Annotated in this window: 21 protein-coding genes and 1 riboswitch; of the genes, 14 read left to right on the top strand and 7 right to left on the bottom strand. The window is 37.9% G+C overall.

Features of this window, described 5'->3' with window-relative positions; all coding sequences use genetic code 11:
* Window positions 1-56: 56 nt before the first annotated feature.
* The 3 genes from IHV12_RS11885 to IHV12_RS11875 all read left to right on the top strand — a co-directional run bounded on the left by IHV12_RS11885 (window position 57) and on the right by IHV12_RS11875 (window position 3,162).
* Window positions 57-1,628 (top strand): ATP-binding protein, encoded by a 1,572-nt coding sequence (locus tag IHV12_RS11885; protein WP_197191025.1) that lies wholly within the window; start codon window positions 57-59, stop codon window positions 1,626-1,628.
* A 12-nt stretch (window positions 1,629-1,640) separates the two neighbouring features.
* Window positions 1,641-2,330 carry a response regulator gene (locus IHV12_RS11880; RefSeq protein WP_197191024.1) on the top strand — a complete coding sequence of 230 codons (690 nt, stop codon included), beginning with the start codon at window positions 1,641-1,643 and terminating at the stop codon, window positions 2,328-2,330.
* Between the two features lie 115 nt (window positions 2,331-2,445).
* On the top strand, window positions 2,446-3,162 hold the full coding sequence (locus IHV12_RS11875) for a YebC/PmpR family DNA-binding transcriptional regulator (protein WP_197191023.1): 717 nt from the start codon (window positions 2,446-2,448) through the stop codon (window positions 3,160-3,162).
* A 79-nt stretch (window positions 3,163-3,241) separates the two neighbouring features.
* Here the strand turns inward: IHV12_RS11875 and IHV12_RS11870 are convergent, their stop codons facing one another.
* Together IHV12_RS11870 and IHV12_RS11865 are read right to left on the bottom strand one after the other, a co-directional pair.
* The gene (locus IHV12_RS11870; RefSeq protein WP_197191022.1) at window positions 3,242-3,649 is read right to left on the bottom strand and encodes a disulfide oxidoreductase; all 408 of its coding nucleotides are present in this window, start codon (window positions 3,647-3,649) and stop codon (window positions 3,242-3,244) included.
* A 2-nt stretch (window positions 3,650-3,651) separates the two neighbouring features.
* Window positions 3,652-4,368 (bottom strand): DsbA family protein, encoded by a 717-nt coding sequence (locus IHV12_RS11865; protein ID WP_197191021.1) that lies wholly within the window; start codon window positions 4,366-4,368, stop codon window positions 3,652-3,654.
* A gap of 231 nt (window positions 4,369-4,599) precedes the next feature.
* Between IHV12_RS11865 and IHV12_RS11860 the strand changes: the two genes are divergently transcribed.
* The 9 genes from IHV12_RS11860 to IHV12_RS11820 all read left to right on the top strand — a co-directional run bounded on the left by IHV12_RS11860 (window position 4,600) and on the right by IHV12_RS11820 (window position 14,748).
* Window positions 4,600-5,934, top strand: coding sequence for a processed acidic surface protein (locus IHV12_RS11860; RefSeq protein ID WP_197191020.1), 1,335 nt, complete (start codon window positions 4,600-4,602; stop codon window positions 5,932-5,934).
* Entirely contained in the window at window positions 5,934-6,560 is a 627-nt protein-coding gene (locus IHV12_RS11855) for a class D sortase (protein ID WP_197191019.1), read from the top strand. Before IHV12_RS11860 ends, IHV12_RS11855 begins: the two co-directional genes overlap by 1 nt.
* Window positions 6,561-6,741: 181 nt before the next feature.
* On the top strand, window positions 6,742-7,458 hold the full coding sequence (locus IHV12_RS11850; RefSeq protein WP_197191018.1) for a GDSL-type esterase/lipase family protein: 717 nt from the start codon (window positions 6,742-6,744) through the stop codon (window positions 7,456-7,458).
* A 62-nt stretch (window positions 7,459-7,520) separates the two neighbouring features.
* A riboswitch (purine riboswitch) is annotated at window positions 7,521-7,622 on the top strand.
* 134 nt (window positions 7,623-7,756) lie between these two features.
* The gene (locus IHV12_RS11845) at window positions 7,757-8,347 is read left to right on the top strand and encodes a xanthine phosphoribosyltransferase (RefSeq protein WP_197191017.1); all 591 of its coding nucleotides are present in this window, start codon (window positions 7,757-7,759) and stop codon (window positions 8,345-8,347) included.
* The gene (locus tag IHV12_RS11840; protein WP_197191016.1) at window positions 8,344-9,648 is read left to right on the top strand and encodes a nucleobase:cation symporter-2 family protein; all 1,305 of its coding nucleotides are present in this window, start codon (window positions 8,344-8,346) and stop codon (window positions 9,646-9,648) included. Before IHV12_RS11845 ends, IHV12_RS11840 begins: the two co-directional genes overlap by 4 nt.
* Before the next feature lie 576 nt (window positions 9,649-10,224).
* On the top strand, window positions 10,225-12,222 hold the full coding sequence (locus IHV12_RS11835) for a bifunctional 2',3'-cyclic-nucleotide 2'-phosphodiesterase/3'-nucleotidase (protein WP_370568803.1): 1,998 nt from the start codon (window positions 10,225-10,227) through the stop codon (window positions 12,220-12,222).
* A gap of 167 nt (window positions 12,223-12,389) precedes the next feature.
* Window positions 12,390-12,815 (top strand): VOC family protein, encoded by a 426-nt coding sequence (locus IHV12_RS11830; protein ID WP_197127968.1) that lies wholly within the window; start codon window positions 12,390-12,392, stop codon window positions 12,813-12,815.
* A gap of 224 nt (window positions 12,816-13,039) precedes the next feature.
* Window positions 13,040-14,425: an aldehyde dehydrogenase gene (locus IHV12_RS11825; protein ID WP_197191334.1), complete on the top strand. Its 1,386-nt coding sequence runs from the start codon at window positions 13,040-13,042 to the stop codon at window positions 14,423-14,425.
* A 122-nt stretch (window positions 14,426-14,547) separates the two neighbouring features.
* Window positions 14,548-14,748 (top strand): endonuclease, encoded by a 201-nt coding sequence (locus IHV12_RS11820; RefSeq protein ID WP_197191015.1) that lies wholly within the window; start codon window positions 14,548-14,550, stop codon window positions 14,746-14,748.
* A 350-nt stretch (window positions 14,749-15,098) separates the two neighbouring features.
* Here IHV12_RS11820 and IHV12_RS11815 read toward each other — a convergent pair whose 3' ends face one another.
* Window positions 15,099-15,746, bottom strand: coding sequence for a hypothetical protein (locus IHV12_RS11815; protein WP_197191014.1), 648 nt, complete (start codon window positions 15,744-15,746; stop codon window positions 15,099-15,101).
* A 163-nt stretch (window positions 15,747-15,909) separates the two neighbouring features.
* On the opposite strand from IHV12_RS11815, the gene IHV12_RS11810 reads away from it, so the two are divergent.
* On the top strand, window positions 15,910-17,172 hold the full coding sequence (locus IHV12_RS11810) for a YeeE/YedE family protein (RefSeq protein ID WP_197191013.1): 1,263 nt from the start codon (window positions 15,910-15,912) through the stop codon (window positions 17,170-17,172).
* Window positions 17,173-17,216: 44 nt separating this feature from the next.
* On the opposite strand, the gene IHV12_RS22890 is transcribed toward IHV12_RS11810, so the two are convergent.
* Both IHV12_RS22890 and IHV12_RS22885 read right to left on the bottom strand, forming a co-directional pair.
* A complete protein-coding gene (locus tag IHV12_RS22890) occupies window positions 17,217-17,501 on the bottom strand; it encodes a serine hydrolase (RefSeq protein ID WP_197191012.1) in 285 nt (94 codons plus the stop codon).
* Between the two features lie 29 nt (window positions 17,502-17,530).
* Window positions 17,531-18,025 carry a serine hydrolase gene (locus tag IHV12_RS22885; protein WP_197191011.1) on the bottom strand — a complete coding sequence of 165 codons (495 nt, stop codon included), beginning with the start codon at window positions 18,023-18,025 and terminating at the stop codon, window positions 17,531-17,533.
* Between the two features lie 144 nt (window positions 18,026-18,169).
* Here IHV12_RS22885 and IHV12_RS11795 point away from each other — a divergent pair, with 144 nt between their 5' ends.
* Complete coding sequence (locus IHV12_RS11795; RefSeq protein WP_197191010.1) at window positions 18,170-18,298, top strand: NAD(P)-binding protein; 129 nt, start codon at window positions 18,170-18,172, stop codon at window positions 18,296-18,298.
* 39 nt (window positions 18,299-18,337) lie between these two features.
* On the opposite strand, the gene metH is transcribed toward IHV12_RS11795, so the two are convergent.
* Both metH and IHV12_RS11785 read right to left on the bottom strand, forming a co-directional pair.
* Window positions 18,338-21,790, bottom strand: a complete 3,453-nt coding sequence (gene metH / locus IHV12_RS11790; RefSeq protein WP_197191009.1) for a methionine synthase — start codon at window positions 21,788-21,790, stop codon at window positions 18,338-18,340.
* Window positions 21,783-23,633 carry a bifunctional homocysteine S-methyltransferase/methylenetetrahydrofolate reductase gene (locus tag IHV12_RS11785; protein ID WP_197191008.1) on the bottom strand — a complete coding sequence of 617 codons (1,851 nt, stop codon included), beginning with the start codon at window positions 23,631-23,633 and terminating at the stop codon, window positions 21,783-21,785. Before IHV12_RS11785 ends, metH begins: the two co-directional genes overlap by 8 nt.
* Window positions 23,634-23,675 lie beyond the last annotated feature (42 nt).

Here is a 23,675-nt window from a genome sequence, read left to right as displayed (position 1 = left end):
CGTAGAGAAGACTTTCTATTCTAAGAAAGTCTTTTCTATTTTTACGGAGGGAAACTATGAAACTGCAAACAAAATTAATTCTCATCAGCTGTTCCCTAATTTTTATTGTGGTCACGATTTTAGCACTTATCTTTCAGAATATGTTTGAAGACACGATGAAGAGTCAAATTGGGGAGAGAGCACTAAGTGTTTCTTATGCAGTAAGTAACAATCCACTTGTTATTGATGCGTTTGAAAGTGATGATCCCTCTGAAACAATCCAGCCTTATGCAGAGAAAATCAGAAAGAAAACAGGGGCTCATTACATCGTAGTTGGAAACAAAGAAGGTGTTCGTTATTCACACCCCATTAAAGAACGAATCGGTAAGAAGATGGTTGGTGGTGACAACCAAAAAGCTTTATCTGGTGAACCGAGTATCACTGAAGCAACAGGCTCACTTGGTCCAGCTGTACGAGGGAAATCACCCGTTATAAATAAAGACGGCGAAATCATTGGATTGGTATCAGTAGGTTTTCTAACTGATCAGATCAAAGAGGACATTTGGCCGTATAAAATAAAAATAATCATTATAGGCACGATTACCTTGTTGCTAGGAACACTCGGTTCTGTACTGATTGCAAAAGGAGTAAAAAGAGCCACCCATGGATTAGAACCAAAAGAGATCGGCTTGTTATACAAAGAAAAAAGCGCGATCTTAGAAGCGATTAGAGAAGGGGTCATTGCTGTTAATCGAGAAGGTGAAATAACCCTTGCCAATCACACTGCACTTCAGATGCTACAAACAGAAAGTGAGAGGTTATTGGGTGAAAATGTGTTAAAAGCTATTCCGAATACAAGATTACTTGATGTTATTGCTTCTGGAAGAAATGAATTTGACGAACAGATGAAACTCGGAAACACGAAAGTTATCGCGAATCGTATTCCAATACTAGATGATCATAATCAAGTCATTGGGGCGGTAGCGACATTTAGAAACAGAGATGAGCTTTATCGATTAAGTGAAGAACTTGCGCAAGTGAAAAGCTATAGTGAGGGCTTAAGAGCTCAAACACACGAATTTTCAAATAAACTGTATTTAATATCCGGACTTATTCAGCTAGGTTCTTATCAGGAGGCACAAGATATTATTACAAAAGAATCAAATGTTCATCATCATTTTACACAATTTATTATGAAGCATATTTCTGATCCTTATATAGGTGGTCTATTAATTGGTAAGTTCAATCGTTCGAATGAGCTAAGAGTAGAATTTTCGATTGATCCTTCAAGTCACCTAAAAGATATTCCAGACTCAATCGACAGACAATTACTAGTTACGATCATAGGTAATCTAATAGATAATAGCATGGAAGCTGTAATAGAGTCAGGAACATATGACCCAATAGTAACAATCAATCTTTCTGATTTTGGAGAACAGCTGATCATTGAAGTTGAAGATAATGGAGAAGGAATTCCTGGAGATATCGCTAATATGTTATATAAAAAGGGATTCTCTACAAAAGGACAGAATCGCGGGTATGGTTTATATCTAATCAACCAAGCTGTGGAAGTATTAGACGGTCATATCTTTTTTGAGAGAACAAAAGCGGGAACAACGCTTTTCACTGTAATAATCCCAAAAGAATAGAGGAAAGACATCATGAGTTCATGGGAAGTTTTTATCGTTGAAGACGACATTCGAATTGCCGAGATCAACAAAAAATTTGTTGAAAAAGTAGAAGGTTTTTCGGTATGTGGCATAGCATTAAACGAGGAAGAGGCAAAAGAACAGATTTCGATTTTAAGACCTGACTTAGTAATCTTAGATATTTATTTTCCAGATATGAATGGACTAGATCTACTAAGATGGATTAGGAGTGAATTTCGAGGGATCGAAGTCATCATGGTAACAGCGGCAACAGAGGTGAAAACGCTAAAGGTTGCTCTTGAAGATGGGATTTTTGATTACATAGTAAAGCCCGTCATCTTTCAGCGGTTTAAAGATACTTTATTACAATTTAACGATTATAAGCGATCTATCTCTCAACTGTCAGCAGATAAAGAAGTCAATCAAAATATGATCGATTCTTTATTAAAACGCGAGAAGGTCGAGATGGAACCATACTTACTCCCTAAAGGCATCGATCCTATTACACTTGAAAAGATCTTGTCCATATTGATGCACCATCAAAAAGGCTTTACTGCAGAAGACCTTGGACAGCGTACCGGAGTTAGTCGAACAACGGCAAGACGCTACTTAGAATATCTCGTGTCAGAACAAAAAGCAAAAGCGGACATCACTTATGGAGGTGTAGGCAGACCAGAAAGAATCTACAAATATGGACTATAGTTCAGAGCGACCTGTTTATCGGGTTGCTTTTGTTTTGATTCTTATACTACTAAAAATTAGTTAAGTTGATGTATAATGTTCTACATAGATTTAAAGTTGAAAGAGAGTGAACAATATGGGACGTAAATGGAATAATATTAAAGAGAAAAAAGCATCAAAAGACGCAAATACGAGCCGTATTTATGCAAAGTTCGGTCGTGAAATCTATGTGGCTGCAAAACAAGGAGAGCCTGATCCAGAATCCAATCAGTCTTTAAAAGTCGTTTTAGAACGAGCAAAAACATATAGCGTTCCTAAAAACATCATCGACCGTGCGATTGAAAAAGCGAAAGGCGGTTCAGACGAGAACTATGACGAGCTTCGTTATGAAGGTTTTGGTCCGAACGGATCGATGATAATTGTGGATACTTTGACGAATAATGTCAATCGAACAGTAGCGGAAGTGCGTTCTGCTTTTAATAAAAATAATGGAAACATGGGTGTTTCTGGTGCAGTATCATACATGTTCGATGCAACTGCTGTAATTGGTCTAGAAGGAAAGTCAACAGAAGATGTATTGGAGCTGTTGATGGAAGCAGACCTAGATGTTCGAGATGTGATCGAAGAGGATGAATCTGTTATTGTTTATGCTGAACCTGATCAGTTTCATGCTGTGCAAGAAGCATTTAAGAATGTGGGTATAACAGAGTTTTCAGTAGCAGAACTTACGATGCTTGCACAAAGCGATGTGGAACTCACTGAAGAATCACAAAGTCAATTTGAGAAATTGATCGATGCTTTAGAAGATCTAGAAGACGTGCAGCAAGTGTATCATAACGTTGATTTACAATAATTCTATATAATTAAAGGGTCAGTTTCTATTACAGGACTGGCTCTTTTTTATTGTCAGAGCAAAAAGAAAAAGCAACCGATTAATTCGATTGCTTTCTCATCCATAACATACAAATTGTTATAGTTGTAAATCCAACAAAAGCTAATAGTGGAATCGTGATGAATCCTAGCCAGTTAATATACTGACCTGAACATGGAACACCAGATGTACACACTTCAAAAGCTTTTAGTGCAGGAATTTTTTGAAGAGCATAATGATAGCCTGAAACGATGATGCCCATAATGGATAGAGGAAGGACATAACGTGTGACATTATGATCTTGTTGATAAAAGGCAACACCTAGCAGAATGACTAACGGATACATCAAAATCCGTTGATACCAGCAAAAATTACATGGCACAAACTTCATGACTTCACTAAAAAACAGACTTCCTACCATGGAAACGATCGAAGCAATCCAAGCGATCAATAAAGGTTTATTACCCACCTTTATTTACTCTCCTTCGCATCATCAACCATTTCCTTTAAATCTTCTAAAGAGGTACCTTCAAACTTTTTACCATTAACAAACAATGTTGGCGTACTCGTTACACCAAGTTCACTTACTAGTGCTTCATCTGTTTTCAGCGCTTTTTCATTTTCCTTGTTCTCCCATGTTTCAGTAACTTTCTTAACATCTTCTTCTGAAGTCACTTCACCAAGTGTTTCTGTTAAGAATTTCTCTGTAAAAATGTCCTGTCGTTCTAGACTCTGATCGTCAGGTTGCTTTTCATATAGCGTCTTATGAAACTTCCAAAACGTTTCATTTCCTAATTCCTTATAAACAGTTTCCGCAAATATAGCTGATCGTTCAGAATCTACATTAATAAACGGATAGTTTAAAAAATAAAATTTCACTTTCCCTGTTTGAATCAGTTCTTTATCAATAAGCGGGAAGAATGACTCATTAAAGTTTTTACATGCGGGACACTTGTAATCTCCAAATTCAACAATGTTAACTGTCGCATCTTTCTCACCTAAGTAAGGCTGGTTTTCATAGGATATATCAGCTGTGGACGTATCATTATTATCAAGTGCACCGCTGAACAGAAAAATGATCAATCCTAGAGTCAAAATACCAATCGTCCAAAAAAGCCAAACAGGAGAAGAGTTGTTCTTGTTCTTTGAGCTGTTTACATAAGCCTTATTCTTTTTTTGTTTACCCATTGTTCACCTCGTAGAATTTTTACTAAATAAAAAGAAGTTACTTTTATCGTAAACAAAGTTGACGGTATTTACAATGAAGAAATATCGAACATTATGTTTTTATGTCTTTTAGATTATGCATAGCACCTGAAGGTTACAAAATCTAATTCTAAAAAAACTTGTATGCAAAAGCAGATTTTGGCAGTATAATTTTCTAGAAATTATACTAAACTAGTTTTCTGGGGGTCAGGGATGAAAAAGGTTGTAACTTTCTTATTGGCTATTACGATTAGCCTCGGCATCTTGCCGTTGTCAGCGTTCGCGATAAATGCAAACGACAAAGAGTATAAAGCGTTCTTACAAGAGATTGGTTGGAACTCGAAGGATTTTGTTGCTTATCTAGACAGTAAAGAGTGGGCATTAAGAGAATTTGATTCTGTCGATGAACTTGGTACACCCTTATCAGAAAAAGGTGTTCAAGCAGTGTTAAAAGAGTTTGACATCAGTCGTGATAGACTCAATGAACTTCTTGTTGAATATGGAAATATAGAAGAAGGACAAGACGTTCTTGACGGAACTTATATTATCTTTGAAGAGGAATTGTTTGAGGAAGTTGATTTTATGATCGGCACACCTATAGATGACATTAATCTCCAAAAGTTGTTAAGTGATTACGATTTAAAATCCATTGAAGAACTGGATGCTTTATTAAAAGAGAACGATGATTCACGTGACAACTATGAATATATCGAACACCTAGAATGGTCTGTTGATTATTATATCAATGGAGATGACTGGGAAGGAACTCTTATTAATGATGAAAATCTTCAACAATTATTAAGAGATTACAACTTAGCTTCTCTCGCGGAACTGGACGCTTTATTAAAAGAAAATGATGATGCAAGAGAAAATTACGAATACATTGAAGATCTTGAAGGAGCCGTTGATTTCTATATAAATGGCGATGACTATATGGGTGATGATATCGAGGATCTATTTACAGAGATTGGTTTAACAGAGGAAGAAATAGAGAAGCTTTTAACTCATATGGAAACTCTTAATTGGGAAGATCCAGCATTTCTTGATCAAATGATGGTACTTGCCGAAAGAATGATGGCATTTGATGATTTTGAAACTGCTGATGAACTTACTTCTGAACAAGTTGCTGAACTATTATCCATCTTTTCTGAGATGAAGCAGCTGTTACAACTTGAAACAAAATACTATCTAGTTGTAGATGGACAAAAACAACCTGTGTCGATGGATACATTGATGACGATGGAAACGACAAATGGAAATGATCTTATCATGGAAATTTATAATCTAAATGGTGAGTTATTAGCTGATATTCGAATCACAGCTGAGATGTTTGGCTCTGAAATGATTCAAGAAACAGGTAAAGATATTCAAAAAGTTGAAAAGATTGTCTCTGCAACTCCGACTAAAGCGAGTCCACCTGTAAAAACAGTGAGAGGCGGAAAACTTCCAACAACCGCAACAAACCATTTAGAGAATACTTTAATGGGTCTAGGTATTTTAGCGGCGGGAATATTCTTATTTAGAAGATTTCGGGTAAAAGGCATCTAATGAAAACGAGAAGTAGCATTCGAACGACACTTCTTATTTTTTCACTTGTTTTAATATTGCTTGGTTTTTGGTTTAGTACTACAAACGCTTATACATTTATTAAAGGATACATGCTCTTTCAAACGAGCCAGACACAGATCGGAAAGAGTTCAGAAAAGCCATCCAAAATACACATAAAGCATTCTGATCAGAAGGAAACATTCTATTCGGTAAGACCGAAAAAAGGTGAGAATATCGGTAACCTACTCATACCAAAATTAAATGCTACACTTCCTATTTTTCATGGAACAGATGAAGAAGAATTAGAAAGAGGTGTTGGTCATTTCGAGAAAAGTGTATTACCAGGAGAACAAGACAATGCTGTTCTATCTGGACACCGAGATACGGTTTTTCGAAAGCTTGGTGAAGTAGGAAAGGGGGATACGCTGATTGTGAAAACCTCAGCGGGAACCTTTACCTATAAAATTCGGAATGTGCGCATCGTAGACAAAGATGACAGAACTGTAATTGTTCCTAAACCAAGAGCAACATTAACTGTTTCAACATGCTATCCTTTTAATTTTATTGGTGCATCACCTGAGCGCTATATTCTTGTAGCAGATTTGATATCACAAAAGTTAACATAATCTACTTAGACAACATGAACGATTTATGTTGTCTTTTTTTAGTCCATTTTGCAAGAGGTGTGTACCTGTTTTGTTTAAAAGTTAATCAAAACAGGTATGAATACCAATAATGCCAAAGGGTCTAAAGAAATCCCCCCTGATACATACTTAGAATAAACAACTAGAAGTCGGAGGTTTAAACATGAAGAAAATATCATTGATTATAGCAGCGTGTATGATTGTCGTGTTAGGCGTTGCTTTTGGCGTATACTCCATTAACTCAAAAGAAATGGAAGTAACAGCTCTTGGGGATTCACTCGCTTACGGATTAGGTGATACAAAGGATAATGGGTATATAGGAGATGTGGAAGATCGCTATGAAGAAGATTTAAACAAACACCTCGTTGTACATGATTTTGGAGTTCCAAATGATACCAGCACAGATCTACTTAAGCGGCTGAATAATCCTGAGATAGCAAAAACGGCTAAAAGCTCAGATGTGATTTTTATAAATATAGGTACGAATGATTTTTTGAAAAGTACGGATTTATTGACCAAATTTAACAGAGAAGAGCTAGCAGCCAACGAGGAAATCTACAAAGAAAATTTGAACCAAATCATTCAAAATGTACAAAATCAAGAGTACCCGAAGACCATTTATATATTAGGTATCTATAACCCAAAAGCTGAATGGAGTGATATGTCGGTCGTTAACGAAGCCGTATCAAATTGGAATCAATCCACAAAAGAAGTTACGAAGAAAAATAAAAATACTGCTTATATACGCACTGATGACCTTTTTATCGACAAAAATAAACGTGATTATTTCTCTGACAAACTTCATCCTAACGAAAAGGGCTATGCGTTAATCGGAAAAAGAGTTTACGAAACCATCCGACAAAGTACGGATTATAAATAAGTCACTTCATTAAAGTAAAGTCACATAAAGAGGTTTTCATTTTCAGACCTTTATCGTATAATGTGAGTTAACTTCATAAAGCTCGTATAATCGCAGGGATATGGCCTGCAAGTTTCTACCAAGCCCCCGTTAAGGGTTTGACTACGAGTGACGCAAACTTTCCATGCATTTTGTATTTCAAGATGTATTGGGCTATTTATGTGTTCCGATTTTGTTATACCGGAGAATTGCTTCACTCGATCAGAGAGAAGGAGTTCTCCGGTTTTTTGTATTTAATAAAAAAGTATGAGGTGGGAAAATGAATTTTTTAGAAAAGAAAATTTGTGATGAAGGTATTGTTTTATCCTCGTCCGTTTTAAAAGTAGACTCGTTTTTGAATCATCAGATCGATCCTGAACTCATGGTTCAAATTGGTAATGAATTAGCGTATCGTTTTATCAGTGAAGGAATAACAAAAATAGTAACGATCGAATCGTCCGGTATAGCACCTGCCGTTTTCGCAGGATTAAAACTTTCCGTTCCTGTTGTTTTTGCTCGTAAAAAGAAATCGTTAACCTTAACAGAAGGACTATTAACATCAAGTGTTTATTCTTTCACAAAACAAGAGCAGAACGAGATTTCCGTTGCAAAGAAATTTATCCAACCAGGTGACAACGTGCTGATCATCGATGACTTTTTAGCACACGGTGAAGCAGCTCTTGGTCTGGCAGACCTTGTTAACCAAGCAGATGCTACAATAGCCGGTTTTGGGATCGTGATCGAAAAATCGTTTCAAGTCGGTCGTCAAAAACTTGAGGAAAAAGGATATCGTGTTGAATCGATCGCAAGAGTTAAAGAAATGAACACAAATGGGATAACGTTCATCCAATCTGAGGTGATGTCTTCATGAAGAAGGGTAAAGTGGTTTCTCTAGGTATACAACACGTTCTAGCAATGTATGCAGGAGCGGTTATCGTACCACTAATCGTAGGAAGTGCTTTAAAATTATCTTCTGAACAACTAGCTTATTTAGTTGCCATCGATCTCCTAACATGTGGATTAGCTACTCTTATACAAGTTTGGCAGAATCGTTTCTTTGGAGTAGGTCTTCCTGTTGTTTTAGGCTGTACGTTTACAGCTGTAGGGCCAATGATCGCGATTGGTGGACAGTATGGGATGAGTGCCATTTATGGGTCTATTATTGCGGCAGGTTTGTTCGTTGTTATTTTTGCTGGAGCGTTCGGAAAAATCCTTAAGCTGTTTCCTCCAATCGTTACCGGAACCGTAGTTACGATAATTGGAATAACTTTAATCCCAGTCGCGATCAAAGACATGGCGGGTGGAGCGGGAAGCGAAAACTTTGGCTCACCACAAAACTTAATTCTTTCTTTTGGCGTTTTAGCATTCATCCTTCTTTTATATCGTTTTTCTAAAGGTTTCATTCGATCCGTATCTATTCTATTAGGTCTAATTACCGGAACTGTTGCTTCATCATTTCTCGGTTTAGTGAATTTCACACCAGTCATGGAGGCCTCATGGGTTCATATGCCAAAACCCTTTTATTTTGGAGTTCCAACCTTTGAAATTGGTGCGATCATCACAATGATTTTAGTTGCAATCGTAAGTTTGATTGAGTCTACAGGGGTGTTTATGGCTTTAGGTAAGATATGTGATAGAGATTTAACACCGAAAGATATAACAAAAGGATATCGAGGGGAAGGACTTGCTATTATATTAGGTGGAATCTTTAATGCCTTTCCTTATACGACATATTCACAGAACGTCGGACTTGTTCAGTTATCTGGCGTTAAAGCAAAGCAGGTAATCTATGTTGCAGGAGGTATGTTAATCTTCCTTGGTTTGATGCCAAAAGTTGCTGCACTTACAACATTAATCCCAACAGCCGTTATGGGCGGGGCGATGGTTGCCATGTTTGGGATGGTGTTTGCATCAGGTATCAAAATGCTCAGTGAAGTAAACCTTGCCAAACAAGAAAATCTTCTCATTATTGCTTGTTCCGTAGGTATGGGATTAGGCGTAACGGTTGAACCTGAACTTTTCAAAAGTCTTCCTGAGAGTATTCAGATTCTCACAGAAAATGGAATCGTAGCTGGAAGTTTGATGGCTGTTACATTAAATCTTTTATTTAATACCAAGTCTAAAAAAGTGATCGTTTCTCACGTGCAAAAAAGCCAGAAGGAAGCGGTATAAACGAAGAAGCGGCTATGATCCTCACTGAAACCAGTGGATGATAGCCGCTTTTTATGCTTGATGTGGTCTAATTTTTCCTTTTTCGATTTTGTTCTCTTCGATGTCATCAAATTATACATCTCGGGATGTGCAAAAGCACTTCTTTCCAGAATAGGATTTCGTTTACCTGCACGAACGCGTTTTTCTCTCATTTTCTTTGCTTTTGATTTTGCCATTTTCTTCATTCCTTTCAATTCACTCGATGGAAGTTAATGGATGATACAAGATTACTATACTATATTTATACGATGAAAAGATACACGTTGTGTAGAAATGCACAGAATCTTGAAAAAACAAGCTAGCATTATCAGAAAAGGAAGATTATAATCTTCCTTGGGACCAAAATGTTAGGATTTTCGGATAATTCAAGTAAGTTGCTTTGAAATAGCTTTTGTTTTTCGCCTCATCCACAGCTGATTGAAGTGGAAGATGCTTCTAAAGGCACGTAGCTACAGGAGGCATATATTCGAAGTAGCAGACGATCCTCCTTGATCTGACCAGTTAGTCTCAATCATATGAAATAAAGGGGTTATTGTTGTGAATAAAAATGTTAAGAAAGTAGCTTCACTTACTTTAGCTATCAGTCTATTAAGTTCACCTTTAGCTGGCCAAGCCATCGCTAAAATGCCAGCAAAACACAAAAGTAAAGTTAACCTCAGAATCATGGAAACAACAGATATTCATACAAACCTACTTAACTTCGATTATTACAAAAATGCAGCATCTGAAAACGTTGGGCTAGCAAAGACAGCTACACTTGTTAAAACAGCTCGAGAAGATTTAAAGTACAGTCAGAACAGTGTGTTAGTTGATAACGGAGACCTCATTCAAGGTACACCACTCGGCACATATAAAGCAAAGATCGCTCCATTAAAAGACGGGGAAGTTCATCCAGCAATCGCAGCTATGAATCTAATGGATTATGATATGGCAACACTCGGTAACCATGAGTTCAATTACGGCCTCGACTTTTTAGCAGAAACGTACGATGATGCTAATTTTCCTTTTGTAAACGCTAACGTGTACGTAGATGATCATGATAATAATCCTAAAAATGATGTAAACAAATACTCACCATACAAAATTGTAAAGAAATTCGTTAGAGATGAGTACGGCAGACCGAAGCTTTTGAAAATTGGTTATATTGGTTTCGTGCCACCGCAGATCAACGAATGGGATAAATCACACCTTGATGGGAAAGTAATTACGAAGAATATCATTGAAAGTGCAGAAAAGTTTATCCCGCAGATGAAGAAAAAAGGTGCAGATATTATCATCGCACAAGCTCACTCTGGCTTTAACGGAAGTGAAGCGAACACAGAAGATGTTATCTATTCCCTCAGCAAAGTAAAAGGGATCAGTGCCATCACATTCTCACATACACATAAAATATTCCCAGCAGCTGATGAGAAATCATTAGATGCGTTGTTTAAAGATGCTAAGGGCAATATTCTTCCTGGGATTGATAATGCGAAAGGTACGATTAACGGTGTGCCAGCTGTACAAGCAGGCTATGGTGGAGGATCACTTGGTCTGATCGACTTAACCCTTCAACAAGATCGTGGAAGATGGAAAGTCGTTTCTTCTCAGTCTTCAGTTAGAAGTGCAGCTACCGTTAAACCAGACGAAAAAGTGGTGAAGACTGTAAAAAATGTACATGATGCAACGATCAAGTACGTAAACACACCAATCGGTTCAACGACAGACGATATTCATAGCTTCTTTGCACTCGTTCAAGATGACCCATCTGTTCAAGTCGTAACGAACGCACAAAAATGGTACGTAGAAAAATACATCTCGTTAAACAAACCAGAATACAAAGATCTTCCTATTCTCTCAGTTGGAGCACCATTTAAAGCTGGAAGAAACGGAGTTAGTGAATTTACCGAGATTCAAAAAGGACCACTAACGATTCGCAGTGCAGGTGACCTCTACCTTTATGACAACACGTTAAAAGCACTTAAAGTAAAAGGATCTGTTGTAAAAGAGTGGTTAGAAATGTCCGCTGGTAAATTTAAGACGATCGATCCTAACAAAACAGAAGCACAAGAACTCTTAGATGCAGGTTTCCCTGTTTATAACTTTGACGTAATCGACGGCGTTAATTATCAAGTCGATGTAACAAAAGCTCCTAAGTATGATAAAAACGGAGGAGTGATTAACGCTAATAGCAATCGTATCGTGAATCTTTCGTATGACGGAAAAGCAGTTGATCCTAACCAAGATTTTATCGTAGTAACAAACAATTACAGAGCGGGTGGCGGCGGAAACTTCCCAGGAGTTAAAGGCAGCGAATATGTAGTTGACTCTGCTGATGAGAACCGTCAGATCTTAATGGATTACATTACAGAGATGAAAGAGATCACGCCAACTGCGGACAATAATTGGTCGATTGCTCCGATTAGTGGAAATGCTAACGTAACGTTCTTATCGTCACCGAACGGCCAAAAATATACAAGTGAGACAGGCAAGATTCAATACACGAACAAAACAGACGCAAACGGATTTGGAATCTATAGTATTGATTTAAAATAAAGAAGAGGAAAGAGAGCCTAAATGGTTCTCTTTTTTATATGGAAAAGAAGGTGTAAATCAGTTTTAGTAGAAATATAAAAATTGTAGCAAAGATAAATAAAGTTTGATACAATAAAAACGAACAAATGTTCTTGTGTCGAAAAAATGAGACGATGAGGTGCTAAAAAATGATTGTAGCAGTGAATCCTTATGTAGTAACAAATGGAAACGGAAAAGAAGCAGTAGAGTTTTATGTAGACGCTTTTAACGCAGAGCTTATCTCACTTCAAACATTCGGAGAGATGCCAGAAGATCCTAATCATCCACTTCCAGAAGAAGCAAAGGACCGCGTAATGAACGCTCAATTTAAAGTAGGCGATACTGTTATGATGCTTTCTGATAATTTTCCAGGGATGCCTTATAACATTGGAAATCAAGTAACCATCGCGATTCAAATCGATTCAGTGGATTCTTCAAAACAAGTTTTTGAGAAACTCTCTAAAGAGGGTAAAGTGACAATGCCTTTACAAGAAACATTCTGGAGTCCATCATATGGCCAAGTAACAGATAAATATGGTGTAGAGTGGCAAGTTTCTGCCGTTCCTCAAGACTAAATACAAATTAAGCAGACCCTTTCTTTTACATGGAGAGGGTCTTTTTGTTTAGTTCTCTTTTTTAAAGGTTATTTTAGTAATGTATCATTATAATAAATGAGAAAGTCAAAATGATTGACTACCTATCATAAACATATTATAGTGATTTCACTAATACATGTTCATAAGTTTAAACACTTAATTTTATGTTGTAGGAGGCGTAAAGCTTGAATCAGCCAAACACGATGAAAGATAGCACAAAGGAATCAATTGATAAACTTGTACTTGCTCAAAGAACTTACTTTCGAAGCGGCGTAACTCGATCATATGATTTCCGTATGAAAGCTTTAAACAACCTTTCAAAGCTTGTTAGAAACAACGAAGCGAAGATTCTTCATGCATTAAAGAAAGATTTAAATAAATCTGAAGCAGAAGCCTATACAACGGAGATCGGCTTTTTATTAGAAGAGATTCGTCACACTCAAAAACATCTCAAAAAATGGATGGAACCTAAAAAAGTAAAAACAGCAAAAACCCATATTGGCTCAAAAGGGTATACCATCGCCGAACCTTATGGCGTCACATTAATCATCGCACCCTGGAACTATCCATTCCAACTGCAACTTGCTCCATTAATCGGTGCTATCGCAGCTGGTAATACGGCTATTTTAAAACCATCCGAGCTTACGCCACAAACGTCAAAACTATTGGATGAATTGATCAAAGAATACTATCATCCTGACTTTATTGCAGTCGTAGAAGGCGGAGTTGAAACCAATCAGATCTTGCTCGATCAACCATTGGATTATATATTCTTCACAGGCAGCGTACCAGTAGGTAAAATTGTGATGGAAGCGGCTAGTAAGAGACTTATACCTATCACATTAGAACTAGGTGGCAAGAGCCCTTGTATTGTAGATGAAACAGCAGACCTCAAGCTTGCTGCGAAGCGAATAGCGTTCGGTAAGTTCACGAACGCTGGACAAACATGTATAGCACCAGACTATATCTTTCTACACAAAAACATACGTCAACCATTCATTGAGACATTTAAAGAAGTAATTAAAGAATTTTACGGAGAAAACCCACTGCAAAACGAAGAATTCGGTAAGATCGTAAATGATCGTCATTTTAATCGTTTAAAAGGTTACTTATCAGAAGGAGAAATACTTTTCGGTGGTCGATACGATGAAATCAGTGAAAAGATCGAACCAACTTTAATAGCACCATCTGACACTTCATCACCTGTTATGACTGATGAAATCTTTGGACCCATCTTTCCAGTCATGGAATATGAAAACATCGATGAAGTGATTGAATTTGTTGTAGAACGTCCAAAACCACTCGCACTATATCTTTTTACGATTAACAAAGATACTGAAGAAAAAGTAGTGAGTAACATCTCATTTGGTGGTGGATCGATCAACGATACATTGATGCACATCGCCACACCATATCTGCCGTTTGGTGGAGTAGGAGAGAGCGGGATTGGAAGTTATCATGGTGAGTCCAGTTTCGTTGCGTTTTCTCATAACAAAAGTGTGCTCAATCAAACGAATAAATTCGACTTTAGTTTTCGATATCCGAACGCAAAACTCGGCTTGAAAATCATTAAAAAGTTAATGAAATAAAGCTTATTTCTAGACGCTATCATTTGAGATAGCGTCTTTTTTGTGGGCCAAAGTGCCAAAAACTCGACTAGAGAACAAATGTTCGTTTTAATAAAAGAAAGTGAATAAAGGAGTGGATTGGTATGCGAAAAAAGAAGTGCACCATGAGTATTCCTACCATTATTGAACGATTTCAGAGTGGAATGACCAGCAATGAGATCGCATTAGAGGCAAATGTGACAGCAAGATATATCAATAGTGTTCTGCAACAACATAACGTAGAAAGACAACCACACAGCAGCTGGTTGAGACGTTATTATGTAATGAAAAGAAAATTTAGTTAAGAAAACACCAATCGCAACTTTTGGATTTGTGTTTGTATTTTGAAAGACACATAAAAAACGTCGATTTACGTGATGTTAGCACAAGCTCATAGAATAATTGAAACCGTCACAATTGTTTTAACAAGAGGAAAGTGTTCATTTAAATAATTAACTTACTATTAATTATTTTTAACTAGTTAACGTAATATCTATTCTCGGCAACTATGTAAAACATAATGAAACAAGTCTCAAAACCAAAGATTACTTAAGATAGTGAGACGAAAACGAAAATTTTAGATGTTAAGCTATGTAATTTGCCACATCTTAAAATTCACTTCAAGACGCAGCAAAATATTATTAGCAAAATATTATTATCTTTTTCTATACTGCGAATTTCTCTGACCACCAAATAAACTACTTTTCTTACAATGATGAATGCTTGATTCGATACAACAATTCGATGACTCTTCTCTGAACCCTTCAATGGTTGGTGTCGGTGAAATAAACAATGAGGCTGTATTAATTGTAATCGTCCCTGCAGAAATTAACGGCGTAATTGATCGTAAGACGATTGAAACTGATTCACCTGGAAACAACCTTGCATTTAGTGCCAGTTCTAGGTTTGTATTTGCTGAAAAACCTGCTACTGACGCCGCTGGGAAAAATTGAGTAGCAGTTGAGTCAGCAATTACCCTCCCTGTGCTTGTTACAAGTTCAAATAACAATGTATTTGCTACACCTGTTGTTGTCGTTACTGTAGAACTAACAATATAAGCAATATCATAAATTCCACCCGTTGTCGTTTGTAGTCCTGATGAGACACCGTTCCTTAAGAATTCAATACCTGTAGTGGTTACAGCGTCATCTAGAGTGATAAGTACTGGAAAAGTTGTTGTTGCAGTCGTTAAAGCTTGAAACGATGATTCTTTTACTGCAATCCCAGATCCGAGTCCTGCTCTTTGTAAATCGTCATCGCAAGAAAAACAATCTGTATGAAATCTATTTCTTCTTTTAGCCATTTTGCAGTCTCCCTTCATCCCTATTCATAATATTTAATGAAAGAACTCACTTTTTCGACATGGACAATAGTGGAATAAATCGAAATAACTTTTCATATTTATGGATTCATAGTATAATGCTTTAAATCCGACATAACTCATAGGATTTGGAGGTTTTATAGTTATGGAACAAAAAGAGACTTATCTTTCATCAAATAAACAACGAGTATTTCAACCTACCACTGTTGTTGCGAAATTACAGCCTATGCAAAGGACTTACGTAATTTTTGGAGTCCTTGCAGCAATAGTTTTGCTTTTATTTACAATTAAAGTTGCGAACTGGACACAAGGTAGCCTTTTTATAATTGGGTTAGCGCTTGGTGGAGCTTTGCTATATGCACGATTCGGCTTTACTTCAGCATTTCGTAGATTAGTATCAGTCGGTAACGTTCAAGGACTTCAAGCACATATGTTGATGCTTGCCGTTGCAACCACTTTATTCGCAATCATTTTAAGCACAGGTTTTAGTTTTACTGGGACAGATCCTAAAGGATACGTTTCACCTGTTGGTGTAAGTGTAATCTTTGGTGCCTTTTTGTTCGGTATTGGTATGCAGCTTGGAAATGGCTGTGCATCTGGTACGCTTTATTCATTAGGCGGTGGCTCTTCATCAATGGTTTTGACTCTACTTTCCTTTATTGCAGGCTCATTATTGGGAGCTTATCATTTTACATTCTGGATGGAAGAAACACCTTCATTCAAGCCGATTTCCCTTGCTGAAACAACTGGTTTTGGATACTTTGGTGCTTGGATACTTCAGATGGCACTATTTGCATTGATCTATTGGATTACAATATTAATCTCTAAAAAGAAAAATCCTCCAATGATGAAGCCTCTTCCTACTACTGTTGGTTGGAAAAAGATTCTTCGTGGATCTTGGCCGTTGTTTACTGCTGCAATTGTTCTGGCTTTACTTAATGCTTTAGTATTAACGATCAGAGGAAATCCTTGGGGTATTACATCAGCATTTGCACTATGGGGTGGCAAGTTCTTAATGGAAACTGGCGTGGATGTTTCCAGCTGGGGTTATTTTGCTGGACCTAATGGCGAAGCTCTTACTAAGAGTGTTCTCACTGATTCTACGAGTGTTCTTAATTTCGGTATCATGCTAGGCGCGTTTATCTCGGCATCATTTCAAGGAACTTTTAAGCCTGGAAAAATCAAGCCAGGAGTAGCCGGTGCTTCTATTGTTGGTGGTCTATTAATGGGATATGGCGCAAGATTAGCTTTCGGTTGCAATATTGGTGCATACTTTGGTGGCATTGCATCATTTAGTCTTCATGGCTGGGTCTGGGCTGTAATGGCGATGTTCGGCACCTTTTTAGCACTGTTTATTAGACCTTTATTCGGATTGAAGAATCCTAAATCTACAGATTCAATCTGTTAATATAGAAAAAGCTAATGGATTACAAGCATCCATTAGCTTTTTTCTTATCTTGAAACCTCGAATAGTAGTTGTCCGATTTTCCCCATAATCCGCTTTGGTTCAGTTCGGTTTGGAACGTTTTTACTCAATATAGAAATTGCGTATGTATGACCTGGAAAATAGAATAATCCTACATTATGTTCCACCCCTGAAACATAGCCTGTCTTGTGAGCTGCTTCCCAATTCGGAATCATTCCAATTGCACCTTCTTCATTTGGAAGTAAACACGGAAGTAAATCATTCATCTTCTGTTGTTTAAGAATCTTGATCATCCTGTCACATGCATTCATGGAAACAACTCTCCCTGATGCTAAATGGATTAAAAACTGAGATTTATTTCATTCGGTGTTATAACGTTGAATTCACCAGATTTTCTGTCGGGTGAAATTTGCAGCTTGTGATTCAGCTGGCTCGTTCTGAATCCCCATCGTGTCATATGTGATGCTATGTTTTCTATACCTACTAAATCAATCAAGACATTTGTTGCAGTATTATCACTTTCAATAATCATTAGCACAAGTAGATTATAAATTGTCCATTCCATACCTGCAGATAAATGCTTCAATATACCATCGCCAGGTACAAAGTCTTCTTCATGAATTTGAATTTTATCCTTTAAACGGCACTTTCCTTCATATGCGTGTGCAAAAACAGCAGCCATGATAGGAACCTTTATAATACTAGCAGCATAGAAGGATTCATTTTCTTGAAAAGCAAAGCTCTCTTTAGTTTCAAGATCATACAAAGAACAACCATACATTCCTTTGCCAGAAGAAAATAATTCAGATAATGACTGTTCGATTTGATTTATCATACCCGCTTCCCCGCTTTCTTCAACACGCGTTCTTTTAATTTATACCTATATGAATTTAAACAAAAAGTCTCAGAATCAAAAATAGACTGAGAGCGTTACGAGTTCAATATGTTCTCCAAAAAATAGAGAGAAGGAGCGATAATCTTGAAGAAACAGATTTGTATTGTCGGAAGCGGTACCTCTGGTTTACAGCTTGCTTATGCTCTTAGAGATGCTTTTCAAGTTACGGTTACTCTCATTCTCCAGAAAAGATACGTTCTAGACGAGTTATGACGATGTAAAGCACCTGAAACTTCAATCAGGTGCTTTATTCTAACTTAACACATTAAAATACCGTGCTTCAGGATGAGCAAAAACAATCGCAGAAACAGATGCTTCCGGCTCCATCATGCACCCATCCGTCAGTTGAATACCAATATCTTCTGGCTGTATCAGTTTAAATAACTTTTGCTGATCTTCTAGTTCTGGACAAGCGGGATAACCGAATGAAAACCTTTGTCCCTGATAACGAGCGGAAAATCGTTCTCTCATTGTAAAATCTACCGAGTCAGGAAAGCCCCAGCGATCTCGCATCTGTTGGTGAACAAGTTCGGCGAACCCTTCTGCGGTTTCTAAAGCTAATGCTTGAAGTGCATGGCTCTCAAGAAATCGTCCTTCTTTCTTATATTCTGCAGCAAGTTCACGAATACCTGTCCCTGCTGTAACAGAAAAGAATCCAACATAGTCCATTTTCCCGCTTTCTTTTGACCGTAAATAATCTGCAATGCAAAGATAAGGCTCTTTGTTTTGTCTTGGGAATTCAAAAGTTTCTATGACTGTTCTTTGATCAATCGGATCATAGATCAGAATCTTTTCTCCATCACTTTGTGCTGGAAAGAATTGATATAGAGCTGAAGGTTGAATCAAATTCTTTTCTTTCGCTTCTTTTAACAGATGATCAATCAATGATTTCATTTCAAGGGTCCGCTCGTCCTTTTCTTGAAGCAATCTAGTTATTTTACCTTTTATGCCAAGATGATGTCCGAGCAGCATCTGTAGATTGATATAAGGCTGAATATGTGAGAGTGAGTAGTTTTTTAAAATGTGTCTTTCCGTATCGTTCGGAACAAAAACGGGAGCAGTTCTTGAAACCTTTGATCGGACTCTAACAGCAGTTGCAACCCCTGTAGAGCTTTCATTGATTTCAGAGTTTAGAGCTATTGTTTTTTTTCTCTCCGCAAACTCCACAGCCAGTCGATCGAACTCTTTTGGTGTTTGAATCTGATTGGCAAACGAGAGACCTTCCATCGCATCTTTTGCATAAAGAACCATTCCTTCGTATTCCTTCGATATCTTAGTGTCTGTGAACTTTCTTGATAATGCAGCACCGCCAACCAAAATGGGTGTTGAGATTTTCGCTTCTCTCATATCGTTTGCCGTTAACACCATCTGTTGAGCAGATTTCACGAGCAATCCTGAAAGTCCGATAATATTTGGTTTTTCTTTTTTAATCGCTTCAATTAACGTTTGTGACGTTACTTTGATCCCTAGGTCTACCACCTTAAATCCATTGTTGCTTAGAATGATGTCTACAAGGTTTTTACCGATGTCATGAACGTCACCCTTAACTGTCGCAAGTAACACTTTTCCTTTTGAAGCTGATTCATCATTCGTTTCCATGTAAGGTTCCAAATAAGCAACGGATGCTTTCATGACTTCTGCACTTTGCAGGACTTCTGCAACGATTAACTGGTTCTCATTGAATAGTCTTCCCACTTCTTTCATGCCATCCATTAATGGTCCATTGATGATGCTTAATGGAGTAGCATACTTTTGTAATGCGATCTCTAAGTCTGGAATTAATCCATCCTTCGTCCCCTCTAAAATATAATAGTGTAGTCGCTCTTCTAAACTCATATCAGGCAGCTTAGATTTTGTTTCTTTCTTTTTTCCTCTATAAAAGTCTGTAAAAACAGATAATGCTTTTTCTGTTGTTCGAAATAATAGATTTTCTGCCATCTCAATTTCTTCCGGTGCAATGGAAGCAAAACGTTCAAGCTTTTCAGTATTTACGATCGCGTAATCGAGTCCCGCTCCTGTGCAATGGTAGAGATACACTGCATTTAATACTTCACGACCGACCGGTGGCAATCCAAATGATACGTTACTGACACCTAAAATGGTTAAGCATTGTGGAAAGTGTTCCTTAATTAGCCGAATGCCTTCAATCGTTGCATTAGCTGATCCAATGTACTGTTCATCACCTGTTCCTACTGGAAAAACGAGTGGATCGAAAATGATGTCTGAAGGTGAAACGTTATAGTTATTCACTAAAAGGTCATACGATCTCTTAGCGATTTCCAGTTTTCGTTCTGCAGATACACCCATACCTGTTTCATCTATCGTTCCGACAACGACTGCCGCTCCATATTTATGAAGAAGCGGGATCACCTTCTCAAACCGTTCTTCACCGTCTTCTAAATTAATAGAATTGATGATGGCTTTACCTTGTGAATACTTTAAAGCGAGCTCAATAACATCTTCATCCGTAGAATCGATCACAAAGGGAATTTTAACCTTCTTAACCGCTTCTTTCATAAACGCTTCCATGTCACTTAATTCATCTCGATCAGGGTCAGCTAAACAAACGTCGAGTACATGAGCACCGCCTTTTACTTGAGCCCTTGCAATTTCAGCCGCTTCTTCAAATTTCCCTTCAGCAATCAACCGTTTAAATTTTCGTGAACCGATAACATTTGTTCTTTCTCCTACCATAATCGGTCTTAACGTTGGGTCATCGTAAATGAATGGTTCGATTCCAGAGACCATATGAGTTTCGTTTACTTGCAAGTCACGTGGTTGATAGTTCTTCATAGCTTTTGATAATGCTTTAATATGAGCAGGTGTAGTACCGCAGCAACCACCCACCACATTCAGCCATCCTTTTTCTGCAAACCCAGATAGTTTAGTAGCCAATGAGTCTGGAGTTTCATGATAATTTCCTTCTTCATCTGGAAGTCCTGCATTCGGATAACAGCTCACTGCTGATGTTGCTAGACTTGATAGAGAGCGAATGTGATCTTGCATGAATTCAGGTCCTGTTGCGCAGTTCAACCCAACGGCAAGAGGATTCATGTGTTTTAACGATATATAAAAAGCCTCAATCGACTGACCCGCAAGTGTGGTTCCCATCGGTTCAATCGTTCCAGAAACCATGAGTGGGATTCTTTTTCCCGTTTGTTCAATAGCTTGCTCAATTCCTAGAAAGCCAGCTTTTACATTTAGCATATCTTGGCTTGTCTCTAAGAGAAGAAAATCTGCACCTCCGTCAATCAATCCTCGTGCTTGTTCAGCATAAGCATTTCTTAACGAATCAAACGTCGTTCCGCCCGTAACACTGAGCGTTTTTGTCGTTGGTCCGAGTGAGCCCGCAACAAAACGTGGCCAGTGTTCTGTTGAAACAGCATCAGCTGCTTTCTTTGCAATTTCTGCTCCCAGCTTATTGATCTCATATGCTCTATATCCTAGTTCGTATTCATCCAGTACAAGATTCGTGCCGCCGAATGTATTCGTTTCAATGATATCAGCGCCCGCCTCAAGATATTTATAATGAATGGATTCGATAACATGGGGTGCCGTTACATTTAAATACTCATTACAACCGTCATACGCTTCACCGCCAAAATCTTCTGGAGTGAGATTGGCTTCTTGAAGCATCGTTCCCATCGCGCCATCCATGATTAAAATCTTTGATTTTAGCTGTTTTTCTATTGATGACTTAGGCATTCTGTGACCTCCTGGATAAAAGTGATGCAGAGTTAGCTCTTGCATATTGTGCTAATTCAACGGTTAGTTCGTAACGCATAAATGGTGTGATCAGGTAGATGCCGTTAAAGAGTTCCATAGCTATGTCTAATAACGACTTCGCAATTGATAAACCTTCTTCGCACGCTTGTTTTGGATCATCTGTGTACTTACCCATGCGGTCACGCACAGCGTTCGATAGTTTGATGCCTGGAACTTCATGATGAAGAAACTCTGCATTGCGGGAAGAGGTTAAAGGCATGATTCCAATATAGATCGGTTTATCAATATGTTTTGTTGCCTCATACGTTTCAATAAGTCTTTGCTCTGAAAATACAGGCTGGCTGATAAAGTAGTCTGCACCGTATGCAATTTTCTTCTCTAACCGCTCAACCGCTTTATCGATGGATCGGATGTTAGGGTTAAAAGCAGCTCCTATCGTGAAAGATGTTTTTTCTCCAAGCTCTTTTCCTGATAGAGATAACCCTTCATTAAACTGCTTGATGAGCTTGATCAGTTCAAATGACGTGACATCATATACAGACGACGCACCTGGGAAATCTCCGACGCTTGCAGGATCTCCCGTTACAGCGAGTATTTCATGAATGCCCTGCGTGTGAAGCCCCATTAAATGAGACTGAAGACCGATTAAATTTCTATCACGACACGTAATATGAATGAGCGGGCGAAGATTAAGTTGGGATTGGACAATCGACCCTAATGCAGCGTTACAAACACGTGGTGATGCAAGCGAATTATCAGCGAGGGTAAGTGCGTCGATACCCGCTTCTTTTAACGCCTTTGCTCCTTCCATAAAACGTGACGTATCTAATTTACGTGGTGGATCTAATTCAACAATTATGGATTGCCTTTTCTTTACTTCTTCACTTAGAGGTACATAGTTAGATTTTGATGCAGATTGAATGACAATCTTTCGTTTTCTTTGTTTCACTTCTTTTTCTGTTACAGGTTCTAAGTTTTTTAGTTCACTAGAGAAGGCATGTATATGAGCAGGTGTCGTACCACAGCATCCTCCTAATAGACGAACTCCTTGCTGCCTGAACAAATGGGCACATTCTTTAAAATAGTCAGCGTCCCCCTCATAATTAAAACGGCCATCTGTATAAGAAGGAAGCGATGCATTAGGAAACGCTGAAAGAATTGCCTGATTTGGTAATGCAACTTCTTCAAGTGTCATCAGCATGTGATACGGCCCTAGACGACAGTTTAATCCCACAACATCAGCACCAATGTTCTCTAAAGAGGTCAAAGCTTCTGAAATGGGAGTGCGGTCCTGCATAAAGCCGACCTCCTGTAATGACACTTGAGCAATAATCGGAAGTGATGTTTCTTTTCTAGCAATCTTTAAAACCGTTTCTAGTTCTTCTAGGTCATAATAGGTTTCTAATTGGATGCCATCTACATTCTCCATCAACAAACAATACAGCTGCTCGCGAAAACTGCGCTTGATCTCATCAAGAGAAATGCTATTTGGTTTTATACCGCGTATGCCACCGATCGTACCTACAACATATTCTTTATGAGCAGCTTTTCTGGCGATCTGAACAGCCGCTTTATTAATCTCTTTTACGTGATCTTGAAGCCCATAGCGTTCGAGCTTTGAATAGTTCGCTGCATACGTATTGGTTTGAATGATATCAGCACCTGCATCTAAATAAGCACGATGGATATTATAGATCTGCTCTTCTTGAGAAAGATTTAACTCTTCGTAACAAAAGTCGGATCCGTACGAATACAGAAGGGTTCCCATCGCCCCATCACCGATTAATATCTTGTTTTGTTTTAAGTCTGTGATTAAACTCATGACAGCCTCCTATATAAAAAATAAAAAGCCTTCTATAAAAGA

This window comes from Fictibacillus sp. 7GRE50 (assembly GCF_015903875.1).
Classification (GTDB): Bacteria; Bacillota; Bacilli; order Bacillales; family Fictibacillaceae; genus Fictibacillus; species Fictibacillus phosphorivorans.
This window is presented reverse-complemented; position numbering and strand designations above follow the sequence as displayed.

Coding starts and splice junctions, on each gene's coding strand:
- IHV12_RS11880 (WP_197191024.1), top strand. CDS start 1,641: ATGAGTTCATGGGAAGTTTTTATCGTTGAAGACGACATTCGAATTGCC.
- IHV12_RS11860 (WP_197191020.1), top strand. CDS start 4,600: ATGAAAAAGGTTGTAACTTTCTTATTGGCTATTACGATTAGCCTCGGC.
- IHV12_RS11825 (WP_197191334.1), top strand. CDS start 13,040: ATGAAAGATAGCACAAAGGAATCAATTGATAAACTTGTACTTGCTCAA.
- IHV12_RS11865 (WP_197191021.1), bottom strand. CDS start 4,368: ATGGGTAAACAAAAAAAGAATAAGGCTTATGTAAACAGCTCAAAGAAC.
- IHV12_RS11810 (WP_197191013.1), top strand. CDS start 15,910: ATGGAACAAAAAGAGACTTATCTTTCATCAAATAAACAACGAGTATTT.
- metH (WP_197191009.1), bottom strand. CDS start 21,790: ATGCCTAAGTCATCAATAGAAAAACAGCTAAAATCAAAGATTTTAATC.
- IHV12_RS11850 (WP_197191018.1), top strand. CDS start 6,742: ATGAAGAAAATATCATTGATTATAGCAGCGTGTATGATTGTCGTGTTA.
- IHV12_RS11845 (WP_197191017.1), top strand. CDS start 7,757: ATGAATTTTTTAGAAAAGAAAATTTGTGATGAAGGTATTGTTTTATCC.
- IHV12_RS11885 (WP_197191025.1), top strand. CDS start 57: ATGAAACTGCAAACAAAATTAATTCTCATCAGCTGTTCCCTAATTTTT.
- IHV12_RS22890 (WP_197191012.1), bottom strand. CDS start 17,501: ATGAATGCATGTGACAGGATGATCAAGATTCTTAAACAACAGAAGATG.
- IHV12_RS11785 (WP_197191008.1), bottom strand. CDS start 23,633: ATGAGTTTAATCACAGACTTAAAACAAAACAAGATATTAATCGGTGAT.
- IHV12_RS11855 (WP_197191019.1), top strand. CDS start 5,934: ATGAAAACGAGAAGTAGCATTCGAACGACACTTCTTATTTTTTCACTT.
- IHV12_RS11820 (WP_197191015.1), top strand. CDS start 14,548: ATGCGAAAAAAGAAGTGCACCATGAGTATTCCTACCATTATTGAACGA.
- IHV12_RS11815 (WP_197191014.1), bottom strand. CDS start 15,746: ATGGCTAAAAGAAGAAATAGATTTCATACAGATTGTTTTTCTTGCGAT.
- IHV12_RS11875 (WP_197191023.1), top strand. CDS start 2,446: ATGGGACGTAAATGGAATAATATTAAAGAGAAAAAAGCATCAAAAGAC.
- IHV12_RS11840 (WP_197191016.1), top strand. CDS start 8,344: ATGAAGAAGGGTAAAGTGGTTTCTCTAGGTATACAACACGTTCTAGCA.
- IHV12_RS22885 (WP_197191011.1), bottom strand. CDS start 18,025: ATGATAAATCAAATCGAACAGTCATTATCTGAATTATTTTCTTCTGGC.
- IHV12_RS11830 (WP_197127968.1), top strand. CDS start 12,390: ATGATTGTAGCAGTGAATCCTTATGTAGTAACAAATGGAAACGGAAAA.